The organism is Sulfuricella sp. (assembly GCF_035531155.1).
Taxonomy (GTDB): Bacteria; Pseudomonadota; Gammaproteobacteria; order Burkholderiales; family Sulfuricellaceae; genus Sulfuricella.
On record NZ_DATKTK010000069.1, the window covers coordinates 99580 to 123429 of the forward strand.

The following is a 23850-nucleotide window of genomic DNA, read 5'->3' on the forward strand; positions in this document are numbered from 1 at the left end:
ATGGCAAAGCGTGAACCCCCTCTGATCGCCCATATCGTCCATCATTTCAGGGTCGGGGGCATGGAAAATGGCATGGTCAATCTGATCAACCACATGCCGAAGGAAAGTTTCCGGCATGTGGTGATCTGCCTGGATGACTATACTGATTTCAGGGGGCGCATCCGGCGAAACGATGTAGATTTTTATGCCTTAGCCAAACCTGCCGGTCGGGATGTCTCATGGTATTTCCATTTATGGCGGTTGTTGCGGGCGCTTTCCCCGGACATTGTGCACACCCGCAACCTGTCTGCGATTGAGGGCCAGTTTGTCGCAGCGGCTGCCGGCATTCGCGCCAGAATCCATGGGGAACATGGCCGCGATGTGTTCGATTTGCATGGTAAAAATCGTAAATACAATTTGCTGCGCAAATTGGCGCGCCCTTTGGTGGGGCACTATATCGCCGTAAGCAGGGATCTGGAGCAATGGCTGATACACACTGTCGGAGTCGCCCCGCAACGAGTGAGCCAGATTTACAACGGTGTTGACAGCACCCGTTTCCACCCACGGGATGGGGCGCGCGATATAGGCCCAGCCGGATTCGCGGCGGAGGCCGCCTTGGTGATAGGCAGTGTAGGCAGGATGGCAGAGGTGAAAGATTATCCCAATCTGGTGCGCGCATTCATCAGATTGCTGGAAATTGAACCCTCTGCTCGCCAACGTGCACGGCTGGTGATTATTGGCGAAGGGGTCTCTCGCGAAACTTGCCTGAACCTGCTCAAGGAAGCCAACGCAATGCAACTCGCATGGCTTCCCGGCGAACGCACGGATGTGGCAGAACTCATGCGCAATATGGATTTGTTTGTGCTGCCCTCGTTGGGGGAAGGCATTTCAAACACTATTCTGGAAGCGATGTCCTGCGGATTGCCGATTGTTGCGACACGGGTCGGGGGAAATCCGGAACTGGTGGAAGAAGCGCATACCGGCACACTGGTGCCCGTATCGGATCCCGAATATCTGGCGCAAACTTTGCTGAAGTATTTTCGAAATGAAAGCCTGCTCAAAGCACAAGGGCAGACCAGCCGGAAAAGGGTCGAAGCGCATTTCAGCATGCAGGCCATGGTACGGGGATATCTCTCGGTCTATGAGAAGCTCGGCCTGCCGATGAAAATGCAGCAACCCATTAAATGCAAATAACGAGGTTACGTCATGTGCGGCATCGTTGGCATTTTTGATTTGAGAGCGCAGCGCGAAATCGACCCGCAAGTGCTGGCGCGCATGAACCAGACCCAGCTTCACCGCGGGCCAGATGAAGGTGGGCTGCATACCGAGCCCGGCGTAGGTTTGGGTCACCGGCGCCTTTCCATCATCGATTTGTCGAGTGGCCATCAACCCCTGTTCAACGAAGATGGCAGCGTAGTAGTTGCCTTCAACGGTGAAATCTACAATTACGTAGACCTGATGCCGGAATTGCAGCAACTTGGCCATACCTTCCGCACCCACTGCGACACCGAAGTCATCGTCCATGCATGGGAAGAATGGGGCGAAGCCTGCGTGGAACGTTTCCGCGGCATGTTTGCCTTTGCCCTTTGGGACCGCAACAAGGAAACATTGTTTCTCGCCCGCGACCGCCTGGGCATAAAACCACTCTATTACGGCACATTGCCAGACGGCACGTTCCTGTTCGGATCGGAACTCAAATCGTTGCTGGCTTACCCCGATTTCCCGCGCGAGATAGATGATTGCGCAGTGGAAGAATACTTTGCCTATGGCTACGTACCGGAACCGCGCACCATTTTTAATGGCGCCAGAAAGCTGCCCCCCGCACATACCCTGACGCTCAGGCGGGGGCAGGCCATGCCTCTTCCCCAGGAATACTGGGATGTGCCCTTTACCCCCCACGGGCCCATCTCAGAGCAGGAAGCACAGGAAGAACTCGTCGCCCGTTTGCGTGAAGCGGTGCGCATCCGGCTGGTGGCCGAAGTGCCGCTGGGTGCTTTTCTCTCCGGAGGCGTGGACTCGAGCGCCATCGTCGCCATGATGGCGGGGTTGACGAACGAACCCGTAAACACCTGTTCCATTTCTTTTGGTGACCCCGCTTTCAACGAGGCCGCCTTCGCGCAAAAAGTGGCGGATCGATACCATACCCGCCACTACGTGGAGCAGGTGGAATCAGACGACTACGATCTGATCGACACATTGGCAGGGCTCTACGATGAACCGTTTGCCGACAGCTCCGCCATACCCACCTATCGGGTATGCGAACTGGCGAAGAAGCGCGTAACGGTGGCGCTCTCGGGAGACGGGGGGGACGAGAATCTCGCCGGTTACCGGCGCTATCGCTACCACCTGTACGAAGAACGCATGCGCGCCCTGCTGCCACTGGGCATACGCAAGCCTTTGTTCGGCTTGCTCGGCTCGCTATATCCCAAGGCCGACTGGGCACCGAAAGTACTTCGTGCCCAATCCACCTTTGAGGCGCTCGCACGCGACCCGGTCGAGGGTTACTTCCACAGCGTGTCCGTCATGGGCGACAAGTTAAGGGACAAGCTTTTCAGCAACCCTTTCAAACTACGCCTGCAAGGACACCGCGCCGTTGATGTAATGCGCCGCCATGCAGACCGCGCGCCCACCGATGACCCGCTTTCCCGCGTGCAATATCTGGACATCAAGACCTATCTGGCAGGGGATATCCTCACCAAGGTGGACCGGGCCAGCATGGCTCACGCCCTGGAGGTGAGGGTCCCAATTTTGGACCACAAGCTGGTGGAGTGGATGTCGGGCTTGCCTTCCTCCTACAAGCTGCATGGGCAAGAGGGCAAGTACATTTTCAAGAAGGCGCTGGAATCCTACCTTCCGGACGACATCCTTTACCGGCCCAAAATGGGGTTTTCTGTTCCCCTCGCAAGCTGGTTCCGCGGGCCGCTCAGGCAACGGGTGCGGAATGCCATTTTGGGCGAGACGCTGGCCTCCACCGGAATCTTTGACATGGCTTTCCTGCGGGAAATGGTGGATCAGCATCAATCCGGTTTGCGGGACTATAGCGCATCACTGTGGACAATTCTGATGTTTGAAGCATTTCTTCGAAACGTGTTTCATGTGCAGGCCCCATCCTGCGAGATGGCTGCGCACAGAGAAGCAAGGAGCACATAGCCATGTATGGGCAACATCCCCTTGCAGACGCCAAACGCATCATCCACGCCATACTAACGGATCAGATCGCCCACTTCGCACCCAGGCTATATATCAGGCTCACGGGACAGACTGGCAGGGGTGCCTCGCAAGAATCGGCGAGGCAGATTGCGGATTATTTCAGAAGTTGTTTTGACGAATATTTCCAGATGCTTGGAATAGAACCAGAACAAATTGAGAGTTACCTTGCGGGCAAGCGCATCCTTGAATACGGGCCGGGAAACGTTCCCGGTGTTGCATTACTGATGATCGCGCATGGCGCCGACAGTGTAGTGTGCGTCGACCGCTTCCCCATGGTGTCAATCTCAGCGATAAATGCCGAGGTGCTTTGTCATCTGATGGAGGGCCTGGACGAAGAAGCAAAAGAGCGCGCTGCTTCCTGCTTTCGGCGACAGGGGTATCCGGCCTCAGGCTTACGTGAACAACGCATCCGCTACCTGGTTAAACCGAGCGGCCTGTCCGGCCTCAGAGATACTGCCGACCTCGTCATCTCCAGAGCGGTGTTGGAACATGTCAACGACCTCCACGCCACCTTCACCGACATGCACAACGCACTTTGCGATACTGGCGTAGCGATCCATCAGGTGGATCTCAAGAGTCACGGCCTGCACCGCAGCAATCCGCTGGATTTTCTGACTTGGCCGACTCACTGGTGGTCGTGGATGTACGGGCACAAGGGCATGCCCAACCGGTGGCGGGTAAACCGCTACCGTGAAGCCCTGTTGGAAAACGGCTTGCGAACGATATTACTGAAACCGACTGTTTTGGCCGATCAGCGCGACATCGAGGAAGTACGCCCTTATCTGGCCACGCCAATTCGCACCATTTCAGATGAGGATTTATCCTGGCTAGGTTTTTGGCTGGTTTGCGACAAAACAACTCAACAACAAGGTGAATGATGCGCATCCTTCACATCCTGGATCATTCCATCCCACTTCACAGCGGCTACACCTTCCGGACGCTGGCTATCCTGCGTGAACAACGTGCCTTGGGATGGGAAACGCATCACATCACCAGCGCCAAACAGGAAAATTGCAAGGTGCTCGAAGAGGACGTGGACGGCTTGCATTTCTATCGAACCCCGCCTGCAAAGGGGGGGCTCTCCACTTTGCCTCTTTTCAACCAGATCAGCATCATCAATACCCTTGCCACGCGGCTAGCCGAGATAGTGCCGCTTATTCGCCCGGATATTTTGCATGCCCACTCACCCGCTTTAAATGCCATTGCGGCGTTGCGTGTCGGAAGCAAGCATGGCATCCCCGTCGTCTATGAGGTCCGGGCATTTTGGGAAGACGCCGCGGTGGATCACGGCACCAGCAAGGAATGGGGGATGCGCTACCGTCTTACCCGAGGACTGGAAACCCACGCTTTCAAACGTGTCGATGCAGTTACCACGATCTGCGAAGGCTTGCGCCGCGACATTGTGGCGCGCGGCATCCCTGAGCAAAAAGTCACCGTCATTCCGAATGCGGTGGATATTGAAAGATTTTCCGTAGGCGGCACCGGCGATGCAACCCTCAAACAGCAGCTAGGGCTGATTGGCCACCGAATCATCGGCTTCATCGGCTCATTCTACGCCTACGAGGGCCTGGACCTGCTGTTACAGGCCTTTCCCACTATTCTCAAGGCCGTACCCGATGCACGTCTGTTGCTGGTTGGGGGCGGCCCACAGGATGACAACCTTAAACGTCTCGCAGCCGAGCTGGGCATTCAGGGCAAAGTCGTCTTCACCGGCCGTGTGCCCCACGACCAGGTGCAACGTTATTATGATCTGGTGGATATCCTGGCTTATCCACGCCATTCCATGCGACTGACCGAATTGGTTACCCCCTTGAAGCCCCTGGAGGCCATGGCTCAGGGCAGGCTGCTGGTCGCCTCCGATGTGGGTGGCCACAAGGAACTCATCCAGGATGGTAAAACCGGCATTCTGTTCAAAGCGGAAGACCCTCTGGCCCTGGCCAGCGCAGTGTTGCAACTTCTTGCCGAAGAATCAAGATGGCCCGGTCTGCGCAATGCCGCCCGGCACTTTGTAGAAACTGAGCGCAACTGGCCAAAATCCGTGTCAAATTACGTCGCCCTATATAGTCGGCTTACTGGACAAGGCGCAGACCATGCCTGACAGGCCCCACATCGTGGTCTTTACCACCCTGTTTCCCAATGCTGCGCAACCTGGGTCCGGCGTTTTTATTCGCGAGCGCATGTTCCGGGTTGCCAAGGCGCTGCCGCTCATGGTGGTTGCACCCACACCCTGGTTTCCATTTCAGGGATGCATCCGCTTCTTTCGGCCCCATTTTCGTCCTGCACCGCCCTACAGAGAAATTCAGGATGGAATCGAAGTGCTGCACCCGCGTTTTTTCTCGATACCCGGCATATTCAAATCACTGGATGGATTTTTTCTCGCGCTGAGCACGTTTACCTTAATGCGCCGACTTCATCATGAACAGCATTGCGACATCATAGACAGCCACTTTGCCTATCCTGAGGGATACGCGGCGAGTTTATTGGGCAGGTGGCTCGGGCTTCCATTTACCGTCACGCTGCGAGGCACTGAATCACGCCTTGCCAAAAAAGCCGCATTCCGGAAACGCATGGCCTTGGCCCTGCAATCCGCGGCAAAAGTTTTCTCGGTATCCGACTCCCTGCGCCAGGTAGCCCTTTCTCTGGGCATTCCCGAATCCAAAGCGCAAGTGGTGGGAAATGGTGTGGATAGCAAGAAATTCCATGCCATCGACAAAACTACCGCCCGTATCAAACTTGGCTTACCTCCTGATGCGCCCATACTCATTTCAATAGGCGGCCTGGTCGAAAGAAAAGGGTTCCATCGCGTCATTGACTGCCTCCCTGCACTACTTGAGGATTTTCCAGCGCTGCATTATCTGATCGTGGGCGGCCCCGGCCCGGAAGGGGACATGGAAGCGCAATTACGCGCCCAAGTTTCTATGTTGGGTCTGGATAAACAGGTAATTTTCACTGGCCCAATAAAATCGGAGGCATTGAAGGAACCCCTTTCCGCAGCGGACGTGTTTGTGCTTTCTACCCGAAATGAAGGCTGGGCCAACGTTTTTCTCGAAGCGATGGCCTGCGGCCTGCCGGTAATCACGACTGACGTAGGCGGCAACGCGGAAGTCGTTGGCAAACCGGAACTGGGCACAATAGTTCCATTTGGTGACCAAACGGCTCTGGAGCAAGCACTCGCGTCAGCCCTTGAACGCAAGTGGGATAGCCCCAAAATTATCGCCCATGCCGGCGAAAATGCATGGGGTTCCCGTGTTGCTATACTGGTAGAAGCATTCCAGGATATTGCTCGACACAACAATACCGGCAGGCCAATAAGGTCTCCTCGCTCACAACAAAAGGAATCGGAAACGTGCCGCTAGATTTCTATACCCGAATGGTGTCCGCTTGCTTGTTTCCCCTGCACGAAAAGTTGAAGCATCATGATACGGTGCAGATTCGCAAGGAAATGGAGCGCACCCAGTGGTTATCTCCGGAACGTTTGGAAATATTACGGGTTGAGCGGCTGCGGGAATTCCTTTCCAAGGTTGGCAAGCACGTGCCTTATTATCGGAACCTGTTCCGCGAAAGGGCATTCGATCCTTCAACCGTCCGCGGCATTTCCGATCTTGCCCGGCTGCCATTTCTGACCAAGGAAATCATCCGCGCCAATAAAGACCCGCTGAAATCCGAGGTTGCGCAGGGCCTTTCCCGCTTCAACACGGGTGGATCGAGTGGCGAGCCGCTCATTTTCTTTCTTGGCAATGAACGGGTCAGTCACGATGTGGCAGCTAAATGGCGGGCAACCCGCTGGTGGGATGTCGACATCGGTGACCCGGAAATCGTTGTGTGGGGCTCGCCCATTGAATTGGGCACCCAGGACAGGGTGCGCCAGATTCGCGATAGCCTGTTGCGCACAAAGCTGTTGCCTGCATTTGAAATGTCCGAAGCAAAGCTCGACAGCTTTGTTGCAGAAATTCGCGCAATGCGCCCCAAAATGCTCTTCGGCTATCCTTCAGCACTAGCCCATATAGCCCATCATGCCGAAACCCGCAGCCAGCGCATGGATGGCCTCGATATCCGTGTCGCATTCGTGACCTCGGAAAAACTCTACGACCATCAGCGTGAACAAATCTCCCGGGTCTTCGGCTGCCGGGTTGCAAACGGCTACGGGGGACGGGATGCGGGCTTCATCGCCCACACATGTCCTTCTGGCGGGATGCATATCACGGCCGAAGACATCATTGTGGAAATCGTGGACGATGCCGGCAATCCGGTGCCTCATGGCCAGGCCGGAGAAATTGTCACGACGCATCTGGCAACGAAAGATTTCCCATTTGTCCGCTATCGTACAGGCGATGTAGGGGTGCTGGACGATCGACCTTGCCCTTGTGGCCGAGGGCTGCCGCTGCTCAAGGAGATTCAGGGAAGAGCCACGGACTTCCTGGTTGCGCAGGACGGAACGGTGATGCACGGCCTGGCGCTGGTTTATGTTTTGCGCGACTTGCCCGGGGTGCGCCAGTTTAAAATTGTCCAGGAAAGCCTGCAGCGCACTCGCATCCTGATGGCCACGGATGCGGGATTTCATGAGGAATCGACAGGAATAATCGTCGCAGGAGTCAAGCAGCGATTGGGACAAGCGGTTCAGGTGGAAATCGAACGAGTCGACATCATTCCGAAAGAAGCGTCGGGCAAATACCGTTATGTTGTGAGTCGCGTCAACCCGGCACTAGCACCCGTTCCGGAAATGTCAGGAGCATAACCATGCCGATCAGGGATATCTTCGTCACTTTTGTCGTATTCGTTTGTTTGCCTTTCATCCTGGCGAACCCCTATATCGGAATTTATGTTTGGTCATGGATGAGTTACATGAATCCGCACCGACTGAGCTGGGGGTTCGCGTTTAGTTTTCCCTTTGCGTACATCATTGCGCTTACCACGCTCGCCGGGATGCTGTTTTCCAGGGAACCCAAACCGTTACCCCAGACCCGGGAAACCCTGTTACTGCTTGCATTGATCCTATGGATGTTGGTCACAACTGTTTTTGCATTCCATCAGGAACTCGCCTGGACCCAAATGGAAAAAATCGCAAAAATCCAGCTGATGATTTTTCTCACCCTCATCCTTATTACGACTCGTGAACGACTGCAGACATTAGTCTGGGTGATCGCCCTGTCGTTAGCGTTCTATGGCGTGAAGGGAGGGATTTTTACCATCATCCATGGCGGGATTTACGCCGTCAGGGGTCCGTTGCAATCCTTCATTGGCGGGGATAACGAAATCGGCCTGGCGCTGATCATGACCATTCCCCTTCTACGCTATTTGCAGCTTACAACAAAGAGCAAATGGATACGTCTCGGCTTGACAGCCGCAATGATATTGAGTGCTATCGCGGTGATCGGAAGTCAGTCCCGCGGGGCGATGCTTGGCGCGGCCGTGATGGGGGGCTTTCTATGGCTAAAGAGCCGCAACAAGTTTTTCACGGGGTCGGTCATAGCCGTTTCGGCTATGGTGATTCTGGCTATCATGCCGGAGCAGTGGTTTGAACGAATGTCCACCATCAAAACTTACGAACAGGATGATTCGGCACAAGGCCGCATCAATGCATGGAAAATGGCCTTCAACCTGGCCAGTGACCGGCCCCTCGTAGGCGGCGGATTCGAAACCTTTCAATGGGATACCTTCAGAATCTACGCACCGGATCCCGAAAACGTCCATGCTGCGCACAGTATTTATTTTCAAATGCTGGGAGAACATGGATTTGTCGGGTTGGCCTTGTTCCTGGCGCTTGGCATTGCCACATGGCGGGCTGGCGCCTGGATAATCAAAACCGCAAAACGGGATGAAGACAAAAAATGGGCCGCAGATCTTGCCGCCATGACACAGGTAAGTATGGTGGGATTTGCTTCGGCGGGCGCATTTCTTGGCTTGGCGAATTTTGATCTTTATTACCACATGCTCTGCTTGATCATTATCAGCAAGGTCATTTTGCTCAAAGAACAGGCCCAACAAGGTCAACTGGCGCCACATCCGGTCGGAAGGAATGCCTCATTCAAGCGCCGCGTGCAGCAGGTCGAGAATGGTTGAGTTTTTTCACGAGGCTGACATTGAGTGATTTCTGGCTAAAAGTCGATAAAACGCTACGCTATCATGGCCGCAATGCCCTTCATGCGTTACGCGGCGCATGGTGGGCTGCCCGCCGCATGCAAGCCAACCGGCCCGTTTTCATCATCGGGTGTAGCCGGGCGGGAACGACGCTGGCATACAAGACGTTTTCAGAATCTGCTGAACTCGGAACGCTGCAGCGCGAAACCCATGATTTCTGGGTGGGCCTGCACCCCTTGGGCAACAAGCACTGGGACACCCATGCCTTGGATGCTCTAGATGCAAGCCAACAGAACCGTGACACAGCCACCCGCTACTTCTATGCCCACACCGGAAAAACGCGCTTTGTAGATAAAAACAACCAGAGCGGCCTGTGCGTGCCCTATTTGCACGCCTTGTTTCCTGATGCCCATTTCGTTTTTGTGAAACGCAGCCCGGGGGACAACATCAATTCCCTGATCGAGGGCTGGGGCAAACCCGAAGAATTCGCCACCTGGTCCAGCGAACTGAAGGAAAAAGTCGCAGTAGACAACGGGCGCTACACACAATGGTGTTTTTTTCTGTCCAATGGCTGGCGCGATTATCTCGACAAATCCATTGAGGAGGTCTGCGCTTTTCAATACCGCGCCATCAACGGGGCAATCCTTGCGGCCAAAGAACGGATTCCCTCCCAACAGTGGACTGAGGTGTTTTACGAAGACCTGGTACGTGACCCGGTTACCGGGTTTCGACAAGCTTTCGAGCAGTGTGGTCTGGCGTTTACGCACGATCTCGAACAACACTGCGCAAACGTCTTGTCTACACCTTATAACGCCTTCTCCGAAATTCGACTGGATAAATGGAAAGACGGGCGCAACCGGGACCGCATCGAGCGCGTGCTGCCGAAAGTGGCCGCAGTGGCGTGGGCGATGGGGTACACGCACTGAACATGATGACGCTGCTGTGGCTGCTGCCGCTGGTCTGGGCGCTGCTGCTGGCGTTGTATGCCAGGCGGCTGATCGCCCTGTGGCTTGAGACGGTATGGCGCTACCCGGTGCTGGTGATCGAAAGCGACGACTGGGGCGCGGGCGCGCTGCCCCAGGCAGCAGCGCTGGATGCTCTGCGTACGCTGCTCAACCACCACTGCGATCACACCGGGCGGCACCCGGTGATGACGCTGGGCATTGTACTGGCCATCGCCGACACCGAGGCGATACGCGCTGCTGCTGGCCGCGAGTATCTGCGTATCGCATTGGACGACGCGCGCCTGGCGCCAGTGCTGGCCGCGTTGCGCGCGGGCATTGTTGAGGGCGTGTTCTCCCCCCAGTTGCATGGCATGGAACACTACTGGCCCGCTGCCGTCATGGCCGCCACCCAAACCGACAAGCGGGTGGCAGCATGGCTGGCGGGCGACGCCCTGCCGCACACCGAAGACTTGCCCTCGCGGCTGCAAAGCCGCTGGACTGATGCTACCGTGTTGCCCTCGCGGCCGCTCTCAATCCCGGAAATCAACGAAGCCGCTGCCGCTGAAACCGGTGCGTTCCAGCGCATTTTCGGCATGACGGCGCAGGTTGCCGTGCCCACTACCTTTGTGTGGAACGATGCGGTCGAACGCGCCTGGTCGGCGCATGGCGTGCGCTGCATCATCACCCCCGGCACGCGTCACGAATACCTCGATGCGCAAGGCCGCCCGGCGGGTGATGGACGGCGCATACTGAACGGCGAACGCGGCCAGGGCAACGTGCTATACGTGGTGCGCGACCAGTATTTCGAGCCTGCGCTCGGCCACCGCGCTGAACAAGGACTGGTTGCGCTGGCGCGGCAAACCAACTGCGCTCGTCCGACGCTGCTGGAAACCCACCGCTTCAATTTTCTCGGAGAATCTGCCAACGCTGCCTTGCGAGAGTTGGATAACTTGTTGGGTAAAGCCTGCGCTGCTTATCCCGCGCTGCGCTTCCTGTCCACCCAGGAAATCGCCGAGGCGATGGCGCGCAAGGATACGGAATTGACCGAAACCCGCCTGCACCCGCGTCTGCGCGCGTGGCTGGCGCGCATCCATGCACTGCCACGCTTTGCCAAGCTGGCACGCCTCACCGGACTGGTATTGCCGTTGCGGTTGCTGGGAAAATGGGCGGCATGAGTAACCCGCGATTTTCCGTCATCATCCCCGCTTACAATGCGGCGGCGACACTGGCGCGCGCACTGGATTCGGTGCTGGCGCAGACCTGGCCAGCGCACGAGATCATTGTCGTGGACGACGGCTCCTGCGATGCCACAGCCGCGGTAGCGGCTGCGTATGGCGATAAAGTTCGCTATCTGTATCAGCTCAATGCAGGCGTATCGGCCGCGCGTAACGCCGGGGCACAGGCAGCCAGCGGCGACTGGTTGGCTTTTCTCGATGCCGACGACTGGTATTATCCCAACCGCTTGAAATGGCATGCCGACTGGATTGCGCGTGATTCGGAACTGGATTTTCTGACCGGAGATTACGAATATCGCGACCCGGCGGGCAAGCTGATCGGCACGTCGATGGCTGCCAGACAGTCCGGGCAACGTATGCTGCTAAAAGCGGCGGGGGCACGCGAGGTGGTGATGCAAGGACGCGAATTCGAGGCTTTTGTGGCCGATCATTTTGGCGATACCCACACGCTGAGTGTGCCGCTGACCACGTTTCTGGCGCTGGGTGGGTATCCGCCGGGCTTCAAAGTGTGCGAGGACGTGCACTTGCTCACCCGTCTGGTAGCATGTAGCCGTCGCGTTGGCGTCGTTTGCGCGCCGCTGGCGGTTTATCTTATTCACCCGACCAGCGCCACCCGCGTGGATCCGGTGCGCGCGCAGTTTGAAAACGTCCGCACCCTGATCGCCCTGGGCGAACAGGCCGCCAGCCTGCCCGCCGTGGTGCGCCGTGGGTACACCACGCGACTGCGCCAGGCACGCCTGAATATGGGCTATGCGCTCAGTAAAACAGGCAACCGCGTGGGCGCCGTGCGGGCGGTATTGCCATCACTCTTGGAAGCGCCGGGTTTCGCCAGCGTGCGCAATTTGTTGTCCATTCTTAAAGGCTGAACATGCCGCGTTACCTGGTGCTCACCGAATTATTCCTGCCCACCAAGGGCGGTACCGCCGTTTGGTTTGCCGAGGTGTACCGGCGCCTGTCGGGCAAGGAAACCCACATTGTGACTGCCGATGTGCCCGGTGCCGCGGAGGTAGATGCCAGCCATCCCAACAGCGTGCACCGCATCAACATGCGCCGCGTGGCATGGCTACGGCCTGAATCGCTGGGCATGTACGTCAATCTGTTTGCCAAATCCTTGTGGTTGGCGCTCACACACCGTTTTGACGCGATCCACGCAGGGCGCGCTCTGCCAGAAGGCCTGAGCGCCTGGGCGGTGGCGCGTCTGACATTCCACCCGGTAGTGATCTACGCCCACGGTGAAGAGCTCACCACCTGGGGGCGCGGCGGCAAATACAAAGCCATGCGTTTCGCGCTGCGCCATGCTGACCGGGTTATCGCCAACAGCGAATTCACCCGCAATGAACTCATCAAAATGGATGTAAATCCGACCCGCATCGCACTCATCTATCCTGGTGTAGACGTAGCGCGCTTCCGCCCCGGCCTGGCATGTGCAGACCTGCGCCAGTCAGTCAATGTAACCAGTGATGGCAAGCTGATCTTGTCGGTAGGGCGGCTGTCGCGGCGCAAAGGTTTCGACCGGATAATCCAGGCCCTACCTGCGTTGATCCATACCGGGCTAAACGTACAGTATGCGGTAATCGGCATCGGCGAAGATCAGGAGTATTTGCTCAATCTCGCGCGTGCACACGGCGTGGCTGAGCGCGTACATTTGTTGGGGCACGTCAGCGCCGATGACCTGCCGCGCTGGTACAATGCTTGTGACATATTCGCCATGCCCAACCGTGAAATCCATGGTGATACGGAGGGATTTGGCATGGTGTTTCTGGAAGCCGCTGCGTGCGGCAAGCCTTCCCTGGCGGGTATCGCCGGCGGAACGGGTGCAGCAGTACTCGATGAAGAAACCGGGCTGCGTCTAGATGGTACTGATGGACAAAAAATCCACGCGGCATTAGTCCGTCTGCTGGGAGATACGATTCTTGCCGCACAGCTTGGAAAAAACGGGCTAACCCGCGCCGTGAAGGAATTCAGTTGGGATAGTGTTGCGGCAAAAACCCTGGCACTCAATGCTACCCACAGCTAGCCCGCGACATAACATTTGCACAGCAAAATTTATTAGTTACCACTCCGTGAGGATTATCATGATTTCATACCGGAAAATTATATACATTTTCGCTTTTTCTTTATTGTACCCATCCATCGCTTCGGCCGTAGAGTCATATTATATTACCCCTGCCGAGATGGCCAAACTTCCTCGTTATTGCTATTTAAAACAAGTATACGGTGAGGATAAAAACCACCCAGAAGAACAAGCCATCTACGATATGCTGGGTGTAGATTATGTTCATATGCATCATTATTGCTGGGGACTTAACTACGCTAACCGTGCGGATAGCGACTGGAATGATAAAGTTGCGCGATCCTATCGGTTGCAGTTGGCAGCCAATAATTTTAACTACGTGCTTGCCGCTGCAACTCCCGGTTTTTTCATGCGCCCAGAAATTCATTTGCGGCTGGGAAAGGTCCTTCTCCGCGCAGGAAAATCGGCTGAAGCGGCGCAAAATTTCCAAAAAGCGATCCAGATCAAACCGGACTATGTGCCCGCCTACTTGGCCTTGAGCGATTATTACAAGGGAATCGGCAGCCCGGCCAAAGCCCTCAGCCTGTTGGAAGATGGATTGAAACAGGTGCCATCGTCGCCCAGTCTCGCGCGACTTTACCGGAAGCTCGGCGGCAAAGGCCCGCTTCCCGAGGGAAGCCCCCCGGTGGCTGAGACAACTCAGCCGCAAACCCAACCACCTGCGCCAGTGGAAACAGAAAAAAAAGCGGTGGGAGCGGCAGACGTTACCGCCCCCGAAACTTCCAAACCGGAACCAGCATCTCCCAGCGAGAAGCCTCCTGAAAAAATTGGCAGTCCATCCAACCCGTGGTGTCGTTTCTGTACCGACGATGAGGTCGCACCTGCCGGAAAGTAATCCAGAGCACCGAGATTCCCTATTGATCCGGCAAACTTTTCGTAAATGAATCCGCCTCTCTCTTAGCCCCCGGCAACCCCTCTTGGTCCTTCCGGTTCATTTGCTGCATTCAATTACACTGGCAGTCAGTCACGTTGAAACGTGAAACTGCAGGTCGGCATTCATGCCGACATTTCGGGCTGAAGCCCGACTTACCTAGCCTTGCGATCCTTGCTGACTGACTACCAGGCATAGCCCAGCAATAAATCTTCAAACTCCCGCACTGGTCGTGTAGTGAAGTCATGCTCCACTCGGATACGGCCGGCTTCACCCAGTTGCGCACGCAGGACCGGGTCGGCCACTAGCCGGGACACCCTGTCAGCCAGCGCTTCTACGGCTGCGGCTTCTACCAGATAGCCGTTCACGCCATCTTCCACCACCTCGGGGATGCCGCCCACGCGTGTAGCCACCACCGGCTTGCGGCAGGCACCCGCTTCCAGGTTGATAAGCCCCAGCGGCTCCTGCCAGCGCGACGGCACCACCACAATATCTGCCGTGTGATAGATGTTTTCCACTTCCTTCACGTAGCCGACGTAGCGGATACGGGCATCGCCACCTGCCAGGTCTTTCAAATCCTGCTCTGAATAGGAGCCGAAAAATTTCTTTGGGTCGCGGCACTCGCCGGCAATCAGAAAACGTGTGTCTGGATTCGGAATTCGGCGGGCCATAGCGATGAAATCCTGCACACCCTTGATATCACGAATCTGCCCCAGAAAAGCCACCACGGTATCGCTCTCGGATAGGCCAAGTTCTTCCCGCAGGCTGTGCCCGGCATCAAAGCGATCCAAGCTGATTGGGTTGTAGATCACGGGTTTGTACAGTTTTGTCGGCAACGATTGCTCAGCAGTGTAGCGCGATACGGCTATGGCTGCTTGGCACCAAGCCATGGCTGGGGCCGGCTGGTCGTTGATTACATGATAATGGGCGAGGATGGGAATGCCCAATAATCGAGCTGCCAGCAGTTCAGCCGGGCGCCAGAAGTTGGAACTGTTGACGTGAATTACCGCCACATGCTCACGCCGAAAAAAGCGCCAGGCCCGGAAAAAGCTGCGCAGATAGGCCATGGGTTTGCCCGGCTCGGTGAAGGGGCCCCATACAAGATAACGTAAATTGCGTTGTGTTAATTCATCCTCAATGGGGCCGGGGCATGGCAACAGCAGCAAGGGTGTCAGCCTGTCACGATCCATCAGGCGCAGATTGGTAAACAGTACCCGGCTGGCGCCCCCCCAGTCTCCGGCGCTCATGGTGAAGAAGCAAACAACAGGTTTCTTGCTCATTTACTTAGGACTCTCGGTTGTGCGACACGTATCCTTAACACCGAAGGGATAGCCAAGTCGGTGTACCGTCTCGCAAGAAGGGGATTCAGGGGAATGGTGTCTGAACACCACTGGATGCCAAGAATAAAATCGTGTCTGTAGTGGCTGAGGAACATCAGTAAAGGCTCACTGTTTGACGACGTGGTATTTCCAGGTGCATTTTGGATGCTGCTGAACCGCTTCAGGCTTGTTTTGGAAAAATTCATCAATGGCTTTGGTGGCACCCGGCCAGCGTGCATCGCCATATTCGTCGAACATGATGATGCCGCCCGGCTGAACCTTGTCGTAGAGGGTTTCCAAAGAGAGTTTGTAGGACTCGTAAAGATCGCAGTCGAGATGCAGCAAGGCGATACGGCCTTCGTAATTGGGCAGAGTCTTGTCGAACCAGCCCTTTATAAGGCGTATGCGTTCGCGGATGACCTCTTCGCCCAAACGTCCGTCGCGCAACACTTTGAGCACGGTGTCGGGCGGGTTGGCCCAAAACCCCTTGCCCTTGATGGGTGTGGTTTCGTCTTTCTCGACCGGATCGGGAAAACCCTCGAAGGAATCGAAGCCATAGTATGTCCGTGGTGTTCCGATATAGTCACTGAACAAGGTAAACAGCAAAGCCCCATGCCCGATCGAAACGCCGCATTCGACGATATCCCCCTCCACTTTTTGCACCTTGTCTACCATGTCCTTGAAGTAAAAGTAGCGATCCAGTGCGCCTCGATAAATGCGTGGCAGAAAGGGTGAGTGGTTGTAGTCGGCAGGTATGCTCTCCTCTAGCGGATCGATTTTCTCGATTTTGTAGCCCAAGGCGCGCAGGGTTCGCTTGATGGCTGATTTGAACGGCATTTGGATTCCCCTTTGTCAAAAATTCAAAGATTGGGTTGTGTGTCAGACATGCTGTCGATCCACTGACGCAAGTCCTGCCAAAGCGTGGCGGCTATCTCCGCATGCTGATCGATCAGATTTTGTTTGCACATGGGGTCTGCCACGACGTCGAAGAGTTGCAGGATATGGCCATTGATGAGCGGCTGGTAGGTGAGTTTCCAGCGACCTCTGCGGATCATGCGATCCTTGGCATCCATAATGCGAGCCTTATATTCCGGCTTGATGGTCATAGTCCCGGAGGTGGTGTCAGGCACTTCCAGCAGATCAAACAAGCTCGGATATCGCAGGTGCCCTTCCGGCATGCCCGGCAAATCCGTAAGCCACATACCCGTTTCAGCAAAAGCAGGGAGATCAGGTACAGAGTCCTTCCCGTCGAGGAAAGGTTCAAGCGACTCACCGTCCATGCCAGGCGGCTTCGCGATGCCCGTCAGATCCAGCAGGGTCGGCGCCACGTCAACGGACCGCACGGTCTTCTCCACGATGCCACCCCCCGGCCGACGCGGATCAACAATGACCAGCGGCACCTTGGGACTAAAGTCGCCGACCACACTGTTTCCCTGGCCCCAAGTTTCGTGTTCAAAGAACTCCATGCCATGGTCGCTATAAATGACCACGATGGTGTTTTGCTTGAGCCCGCACGCCTCGATATGAGCCAGAATCCGGGCCACCTCGTCATCGAAGCATTTAACACAACCATCGTAGAGATTCAGGATCTGATCCAGATCGAACTCTTTCCTGCTGTCACCCTGGCGCCGGATGATCTCAAAGGGGTCCGTCAGCCGCGCCATTACAAACTTGGATTCTCCGCTATATTCTGGATCTGAAAAAAGCGTGTAGTAAGGATATTCGGAACCGAAGGGGGGATGGGTGGTGGCCATGAAAACATTGAGAAAGAACGGGCTATTTCCGGTTGAAAGATCAGTAATTTGGGCGCAAGCATCCCGCCCCACTTCACGGGTAAGGGGCACCCCCGCCAAATAATACAGTTCCGGCAGGAAGCGCTTCCCAAACCGATTATGGGTAAACAGGGACAGGAATAAGCGCAAGTCTTTCGGGCCCTGGCGAATGAGATATTTTATATTCCACTGATCTTTAGGCAGATCAAGCCGCTGAAAACCCAGGTTAAACTTGCCCATGTCGCCTGCCGACCAATCACCCACCACCGCCGTCTGATACCCGGCCTCTGCCAGAATAGCAGGCAGGCACTGCACCGGCAGCGATAGTTCGTCATCGCCGACAAAGTTGTCGCGGATACCGTGACGATGCGGCCAAGTGCCCGTCAGCAGGGAAAGCAAACTGGGGGCCGTGCGGGCACAAGGGACGTAGCAGCTGGTAAACTGCACCCCGCGCTTTGCGAGCGCATCGATGTGGGGTGTGAGTGAACGGTAGTAGCCCGCTGCCCCAAGCCGGTCGGCGCGCAGCGTGTCCGATCCTATCATGATGACATTCGGGCGGTCCGGGACTTCTCCATCAGACCCCGGATGGGTTGGAACCGCCTCCCGCCGGGGAGCCATCTTCCGTGTGCCGACTGTAACCGCTGTGCCCAGAATGATTAAACCTGCCAGAGCCAACCAGCGTTCTTGTTCCAACATTCGTGCAACACAAGCCAGGGCGGCGGCACTGCCCAGCAACACCAGCATCACCTGGGCAATCCGCAACTTCGCAGGCGAAAGCCTGCGCCAGAGCGGGTAGAACCTGCTCAGTCGGTAGTGGGAGGAAGCCGCGATGGTGGCTGGCAGGTACAGCAGATGCCGGGCAAACTGTAGGCAGGTAATAACGACAATACCGAGCACTGCCGATGCCGTCGCCCATTGGGCAGAAAACGGATGCCCAAAATAAACACTGTGGCACCCGTAGATAGCCACCCCCGCGCCCGCCATCAGACCGCTCAAGGCGAAGCCCCAAGACCCCAATCGCAGCAATGCAAGGAGAGAATAGCCGGAGTAGTGCCTTAGGATTTCCTCACGTATTTCTGGGCCCGTGCGGGAAAAATCAGTCACCGACTTAACCAGCAGCAACAATGTGAAAAATGCCGCGAGGCCGGCGGAGCTTAGCACACCCTGCCAAATTGCCGAGGCCGGGAGCGCAGCCAGAGCCGCCATGGCCGCTACTCCCATGGCCGCCGCAACAGGAGCCACACCAGGGGCAATGCTGCCCAAATCGGCGCCCACCTCCGCGCCGGGCACAGCCGTGGGTTTCTGCGACATGCCGCGGATTTCCCCCAAGGTGGCGGCAAGCCGCACCAGATAGAAGCGGGTCCGCGGCCAGCTCAGAGACAACACAGCGGCCCCCATGTAGTCGGCCAGCTTCCTCCACATATAGCGGGGAACGGCGCTACCCCCATGATGCACGCGTGCTACCGAGCGGGAGCGCTGATAACTTTTTTGCAGGATGTACTGGAACTTGAAGCGCTCCAAATCCACGTAATGGTACTGGACGACGTCAGGGACGTATTGCAACTTCACTCCCGCCGTAAGTACCCGCAACACAAAATCGCTGTCTTCTCCACCGCCAAGGTCATGCCCTTTCGGACCGAGTTCTGTCGAAAAGCCACCCACCTTCTCAAGCGCCTCGCGGCGCAAAAACAGGTTGCCGCCTCCCGGAAAAGGGCCGCTCAAGTCTATGGGTTTGGGATGGTCTCCCCCGTCATAACGCGGCACCGGCAGCGGATAAATCCGGTACGGCCCTTCGTCATGCACCCAGGCGGGTTCAGTGCCGTCCCAGTCGGGCAGGATGCGGCCGCAATACAGCCCTGCATCCGGCCAGATCTGTGCGGCCTGCTCGATAGCGAGCAGGTAATTTTCATCGACCCGATGGTCATCATCGACAAAAGCGACAAGCTCGGTTTCGATTTCGGGAATGGCGCGATTGAGTGCATGCGACTTGCCTGGCGTGGGGACATCAATCACGCGCAGCGGCAGCCGGCCCTTGTCGGCCTGTTGCGATTGATATGCCTGCATGCGCGCCAGCGTATCGTCGGTGCAGGCATTGGCTGCCACAAGAATCTGCACTGGAATGGCTGGCCGTTTTGCCGCATTGAGTGAAGCCAGCACCCGTTCCAGTAAATCGGCCCGGTTGTGGGTGCAGATCAGAACAGTCAGTTGGCTCATGACCGGTAGCGGAAACCAACAAGACACCCCATGGCATGGGTCGCATTCATCGCCTGCCGCAATGCGCCGGGTTGCCCGGTGAGATACATACCCAGTACTTTGAGGCTTTGTTGCACACACTGGGTGACAAGAAAGGGGGGGATTCCGAACAGGATACGCGGATAGGCAGGTAATTCGTGACGGCCCACGCGCAAGCCGGCGCGGTAATGCAGCTTGAGAAAATAGCTGCGTTTCAGCCTCCAGGGTTCGATGAAATGCCACACGGCCATGTCTGGGCGGTAGCGGATTTTGGTGCCGCGTGCGAGCAGAGTGCGGAACAGGATGGCATCTTCGCCCCCTCCCATGCCAGACCCTTCCCGGTTGTAGCGTTTGTCAAAGCGCAGAGCGGGATGGTCACGAAACAGGCGCATGTCGTAGGCAATGTTTGCTGTCCAGACGGGGGTGCGGTCATCGGTAATCCAGAATGGCGTATCGCCGTGTTTAACCTCGGCCAGGAAACCGAGCAAGTCGTCCTCTAGCCAAGTGGGACGGCCATGGGGAGTAAAATCCACCTCCACGCGCCCGCCAACGCATTCAGCTCCCTCGTTGACGATAGCGTCATGGGCCGCATTCAGCAAGCCCGCCTGAGGGAGTTCGTCATCATCCATAAACACCAAAATATCGCTCTCCAGCGCCTCCTCGATAGCCCGGTTGCGGGCCGGGACGATACCCTGCTCGGTCTCGGTGACGAAGCGCAGGGAAACGCCAGGCCGGGCGGCCAAGTTTTCCAAAATAGCGAGGGTGTTGTCCTTGCTGTTGTTGTTGACGGCCAGGATTTCAAAGGGGATCGGGCAATCCTGGGCGCGCATGGCGGCCACCAGGTTTTCCAGGCGGTCGGAGCGGTTGTAGGTGCAGAAGGCAAAAGTCAGTTTCATCCCCGGTTCTCCGGGTTTCGCGAGGTTTTGCCCGAACTGTTGTCCAGGATCTTGAGCAGCGATTCGTGTATTGGCATCGGCAGCAGTGCGGGCAGCATATAGAACCAGTCCCTGGCACGGCCGTACCCGGAACGCATGACGCGGCGGAAGATAGTGCGCGCGGCCGGCAGGTCGCGTTTCCAGTAGTTCTCGTAGCCCTGTTTCAGCAAATTACCATAGAGCAGATCACGGCGGCGGACGCGGCCCAGTTGCGCGGCGAAATCCGGATGCCGGGCCAGATAAGCCTGCTGGGCGTCGAGCAGTTGCAGCGCCGCGCGGGCGAGGTTGCCGGAGGCCTGGTTACCGCCGTGAAAATGGTAGTGAGCCAGCACTTCGGGGACGCGAACGATGGCTGTGGTACCGGCGACCTCCAGCCAGAGCGCATAGTCCTCGGCATTTTTCAGGTTCGGATCGAACCCCCCTGCGGCGATGATGGCTTCGCGCTTGGTCAGCGCAGCATGGATGGGCCAGCGACAACCGGCAAGCAAGGTCTCGCGTTTGGCCGGGGTTTCGTAATCGGGAGGCGTGAAAGGCTCGCCGCGCAGCCCCGGCAGTCCCATATTTTTCCAGCCGCAGTAGGCCAGCACGGCATCCGGCCGCTTTTCCAAGGCGGCCAACATTTTTTCCAGGAAACTCGGAGCCCAGGTGTCGTCTGCATCCAGGAACGCCACGTATTTGCCGCGCGCTTGCCTCAGACCGGCATTACGGGTGGCGCTGACGCCCTGATTGACTTGGGTATGGACGCGCACGCGCCGATCCGTCCGGGTTTGCAGCCAGTCCAACGTGCCGTCGCTGGAACCGTCGTCCACTGCGATTAATTCCCAATCGGTAAAAGTCTGCGACAGCACGCTGCCCACGCTTTGTGGCAGGTACGCCGCTGCATTGTAGCAGGGCATGATGATGGAGACGCTGGGCGGCATAAACTACCCCTTCCCCATAAAGATAGAGAGTCTGCGCAGGATGGCCTTTGTACCCCGTGCCAGCGGGTTGAGTCCTTCTGCTTGCGTGAGCCGAAGGTTCATGTCGTGAGTATCGACGCCCGTTTGCCCGATATGGGTCAGCACATTGATCAGCAATTCAATCTGTAGCGTCCGGGTGGATTCCGCCATCCGGGGGCGAGAAACCAGTTTCTCGAACAATGCCATCCATTTGGCGTTGAGAATCCGCTCGTCGTAGTGTTCTGCAATCCATGGGCGAGCACGCACCCCCATTTCTCTGCCAGCGTCAGGATTGTCCAGAACCCAGCTGACGCGCTGGGCCAGCGTCTCCACATCGCCTACATCGCACAGAAAGCCAGTATCTCCGTCCCGTATGTAATCTTCCGGTCCGCCGCAACGGGTGGAAATCGCCGGCACTTCAACCAGCATCGCCTCGGCGCATGTGCGGGCGAACCCCTCGAAATTAGTACTGGTAAGCAGGAAGGCATCCGCACCGCGATAGATTTCGTTGATGCGATCCAGCTCCACGCTGCCGAGGAAATGGACCCGATTTTCCATGCCCAGATCGTGACACAATTTTGTCAGTTCATCGCGGTATGGTTGGACGGCGGCTTTCCCGACATGAAGAAAATGCACATCCATGTAGGCAGGTTGTTCCACGACGCGAGCCGCTGTCCTGACAAAGGTAACCAGGTCCTTCTCCGGGCTGATGCGGCCGACCGTGAGCACGATTCTGCTGTCAGGCGGGATGCCCGCCAGGGTCACAAGTATGCTTTTTGCTTCCGCCCGCGGGGCGAGCGAATGCGGGATGGCAAGGCCTGACTCAATCAGCTCTAGTTTGTCCGGAGGGATTGCCGCTGGAAAACTGCGTAACACCACTCCACTATTGCCGATAACCACATCCGACAGATCAGCCATCAGCTGGGCCAATGCCCCTTCCGATAGAGGGAAACACTTCAGCACATCGAGATCTGCGGCGAATTGAACCCTTTGTGCCCAGACATGGGGAATGCCTGCGATTGCAGCCGCCAGCCCGCCCTCGAAGGTATATTCCGCATTGGTATAGACAAGGTCGATTTCTCGCTCTCGAATTGCGGATACCAAGGCCATGACCCGTTCGCGTAAGCCGGCCAAATGGTAGTAGAAATGACTGGGTGTGGGATACCACCAATTGTTGGCCCGGTAATCCACGACCTGCACGCCGAGCCGCTCTAGCGTATCCTGGTATTCGTTGTTGTCGGGCACGGCCAGATGTGCGCGAAAGCGCGTCTTGTCCAGACCGGCGACAACCCCCAAGAGAGAAATATTGCAGCCCGCGCTACGCCTGGGATCCGGGTTCAGGAAGAGAATGTCGAGTTTCTCGATCATGGTTTGCGAGCCAGTCTGAATTCAGTGCGGCGTTCGCGGAAATAATCACGGGCTGCCAGCGAGACCTCATCCCGATACTTCATGGCATGTGTGACGATGCGGTTTTGTCGCAACAATTCTTCCGGTGGCATCGGCAGCCCGACGTCCCAGATGCCGAAGGGTTGACCTGGCCCACCAAATTCACCTGCCTTATATCCCGCCGCATAGGTGAGCATGGCGATCAAACTATCCTCGGCCACATGTCGCCCACGCACGCTTGAAGGACGGTAACCATCGGTACCCAGGAACCAGCCACGCTTGATGATGCTGTCCAGGCACGCGCGGGATAAGGCATAGGCACCGCCTTGCACCCCATCTCCAACTTGATAGCCATTCTGGATGGCCAACTGATAAGGCTTGCCGAGATCCTTTCTCACTCGCAACATGCGCTCTCGCCAGTGGCTCAAGTCGCGTTGTTCGCCATTCCAGTCCGTCTGATAGGTGCCCAGAAGGCCCTGTTCCGGATTGGCTCTGAAAGCGCTGCTCAGGGCACCTTCCAATCCGGGGCCGATGATTAAGGCGTCCGGGTCGATTTTGAGATAGATCGGGCTCTCGAACAGCCGATGCGCTTCATGAAACGCACGCCGCAAAGTGAGGTCGTTTCCCCACAGATACATCCGTTCGGGATTGCGGATAACCCAGCATCCGGCTTTGAGCAGACGCTCATGAGTGCCATCCTCGGTCGCATCGTCGGCGACCACCACTTCATAGTCGCAAGCCAGATAGGTGCTGCAACTGTCCAAGAGATCCGCGATACCGAGCCCCTCGCCGTCTGATGCGGCAAACACGATCACCATGTCGCACTTGCGACGCGCCGCAGGGAAGGCAGGGGAAGGTGGCCGGAACAGATGCATGA

At 56.9% G+C, this 23850-nt stretch carries 19 protein-coding genes; 12 read left to right on the forward strand and 7 right to left on the reverse strand.

The genetic code is table 11. The features are described from left to right. From VMV64_RS16310 to VMV64_RS16365, 12 genes are read left to right on the forward strand one after another with little or no spacing between them, the layout of a single operon-like run. Positions 1–1173 carry a TIGR03088 family PEP-CTERM/XrtA system glycosyltransferase gene (locus VMV64_RS16310; protein WP_325332253.1) on the forward strand — a complete coding sequence of 391 codons (1173 nt, stop codon included), beginning with the start codon at positions 1–3 and terminating at the stop codon, positions 1171–1173. A gap of 12 nt (positions 1174–1185) precedes the next feature. Further along, positions 1186–3129: an XrtA/PEP-CTERM system amidotransferase gene (locus tag VMV64_RS16315; RefSeq protein ID WP_325332256.1), complete on the forward strand. Its 1944-nt coding sequence runs from the start codon at positions 1186–1188 to the stop codon at positions 3127–3129. Between the two features lie 2 nt (positions 3130–3131). Further along, on the forward strand, positions 3132–4067 hold the full coding sequence (locus tag VMV64_RS16320; protein ID WP_325332258.1) for a class I SAM-dependent methyltransferase: 936 nt from the start codon (positions 3132–3134) through the stop codon (positions 4065–4067). Next, positions 4067–5287, forward strand: a complete 1221-nt coding sequence (locus tag VMV64_RS16325) for a TIGR04063 family PEP-CTERM/XrtA system glycosyltransferase (protein WP_325332566.1) — start codon at positions 4067–4069, stop codon at positions 5285–5287. Before VMV64_RS16320 ends, VMV64_RS16325 begins: the two co-directional genes overlap by 1 nt. Next, positions 5280–6545: a glycosyltransferase gene (locus tag VMV64_RS16330; protein ID WP_325332260.1), complete on the forward strand. Its 1266-nt coding sequence runs from the start codon at positions 5280–5282 to the stop codon at positions 6543–6545. Before VMV64_RS16325 ends, VMV64_RS16330 begins: the two co-directional genes overlap by 8 nt. A gap of 14 nt (positions 6546–6559) precedes the next feature. Next, positions 6560–7924, forward strand: a complete 1365-nt coding sequence (locus tag VMV64_RS16335; RefSeq protein ID WP_325332568.1) for a phenylacetate--CoA ligase family protein — start codon at positions 6560–6562, stop codon at positions 7922–7924. A 2-nt stretch (positions 7925–7926) separates the two neighbouring features. Continuing rightward, positions 7927–9249: a putative O-glycosylation ligase, exosortase A system-associated gene (locus tag VMV64_RS16340; protein WP_325332262.1), complete on the forward strand. Its 1323-nt coding sequence runs from the start codon at positions 7927–7929 to the stop codon at positions 9247–9249. A gap of 20 nt (positions 9250–9269) precedes the next feature. Beyond that, positions 9270–10193 carry a sulfotransferase gene (locus VMV64_RS16345; protein WP_325332264.1) on the forward strand — a complete coding sequence of 308 codons (924 nt, stop codon included), beginning with the start codon at positions 9270–9272 and terminating at the stop codon, positions 10191–10193. A gap of 2 nt (positions 10194–10195) precedes the next feature. Then, complete coding sequence (locus tag VMV64_RS16350) at positions 10196–11386, forward strand: hypothetical protein (protein WP_325332266.1); 1191 nt, start codon at positions 10196–10198, stop codon at positions 11384–11386. Then, positions 11383–12312 carry a glycosyltransferase family 2 protein gene (locus VMV64_RS16355; RefSeq protein WP_325332268.1) on the forward strand — a complete coding sequence of 310 codons (930 nt, stop codon included), beginning with the start codon at positions 11383–11385 and terminating at the stop codon, positions 12310–12312. The genes VMV64_RS16350 and VMV64_RS16355 overlap by 4 nt, the downstream gene beginning before the upstream one ends. 2 nt (positions 12313–12314) lie before the next feature. Beyond that, positions 12315–13463, forward strand: a complete 1149-nt coding sequence (locus VMV64_RS16360) for a glycosyltransferase family 4 protein (RefSeq protein WP_325332270.1) — start codon at positions 12315–12317, stop codon at positions 13461–13463. Positions 13464–13521: 58 nt separating this feature from the next. Next, positions 13522–14355, forward strand: coding sequence for a tetratricopeptide repeat protein (locus VMV64_RS16365; protein WP_325332272.1), 834 nt, complete (start codon positions 13522–13524; stop codon positions 14353–14355). Between the two features lie 221 nt (positions 14356–14576). On the opposite strand, the gene VMV64_RS16370 is transcribed toward VMV64_RS16365, so the two are convergent. From VMV64_RS16370 to VMV64_RS16400, 7 genes are all read right to left on the reverse strand, one after another. Further along, positions 14577–15671, reverse strand: a complete 1095-nt coding sequence (locus VMV64_RS16370; protein WP_325332274.1) for a glycosyltransferase family 4 protein — start codon at positions 15669–15671, stop codon at positions 14577–14579. Positions 15672–15836: 165 nt separating this feature from the next. Next, on the reverse strand, positions 15837–16547 hold the full coding sequence (locus tag VMV64_RS16375; RefSeq protein ID WP_325332276.1) for a TylF/MycF/NovP-related O-methyltransferase: 711 nt from the start codon (positions 16545–16547) through the stop codon (positions 15837–15839). Positions 16548–16570: 23 nt separating this feature from the next. After that, positions 16571–19696, reverse strand: coding sequence for a sulfatase-like hydrolase/transferase (locus VMV64_RS16380; protein ID WP_325332278.1), 3126 nt, complete (start codon positions 19694–19696; stop codon positions 16571–16573). Beyond that, entirely contained in the window at positions 19693–20610 is a 918-nt protein-coding gene (locus VMV64_RS16385) for a glycosyltransferase (RefSeq protein WP_325332280.1), read from the reverse strand. The genes VMV64_RS16380 and VMV64_RS16385 overlap by 4 nt, the downstream gene beginning before the upstream one ends. Further along, a complete protein-coding gene (locus VMV64_RS16390) occupies positions 20607–21569 on the reverse strand; it encodes a glycosyltransferase family 2 protein (protein WP_325332282.1) in 963 nt (320 codons plus the stop codon). The genes VMV64_RS16385 and VMV64_RS16390 overlap by 4 nt, the downstream gene beginning before the upstream one ends. A 3-nt stretch (positions 21570–21572) precedes the next feature. Further along, positions 21573–22955: a glycosyltransferase family 4 protein gene (locus VMV64_RS16395; protein ID WP_325332284.1), complete on the reverse strand. Its 1383-nt coding sequence runs from the start codon at positions 22953–22955 to the stop codon at positions 21573–21575. After that, positions 22952–23848, reverse strand: a complete 897-nt coding sequence (locus VMV64_RS16400; RefSeq protein ID WP_325332286.1) for a glycosyltransferase family 2 protein — start codon at positions 23846–23848, stop codon at positions 22952–22954. The genes VMV64_RS16395 and VMV64_RS16400 overlap by 4 nt, the downstream gene beginning before the upstream one ends. Between the last annotated feature and the right edge of the window lie 2 nt (positions 23849–23850).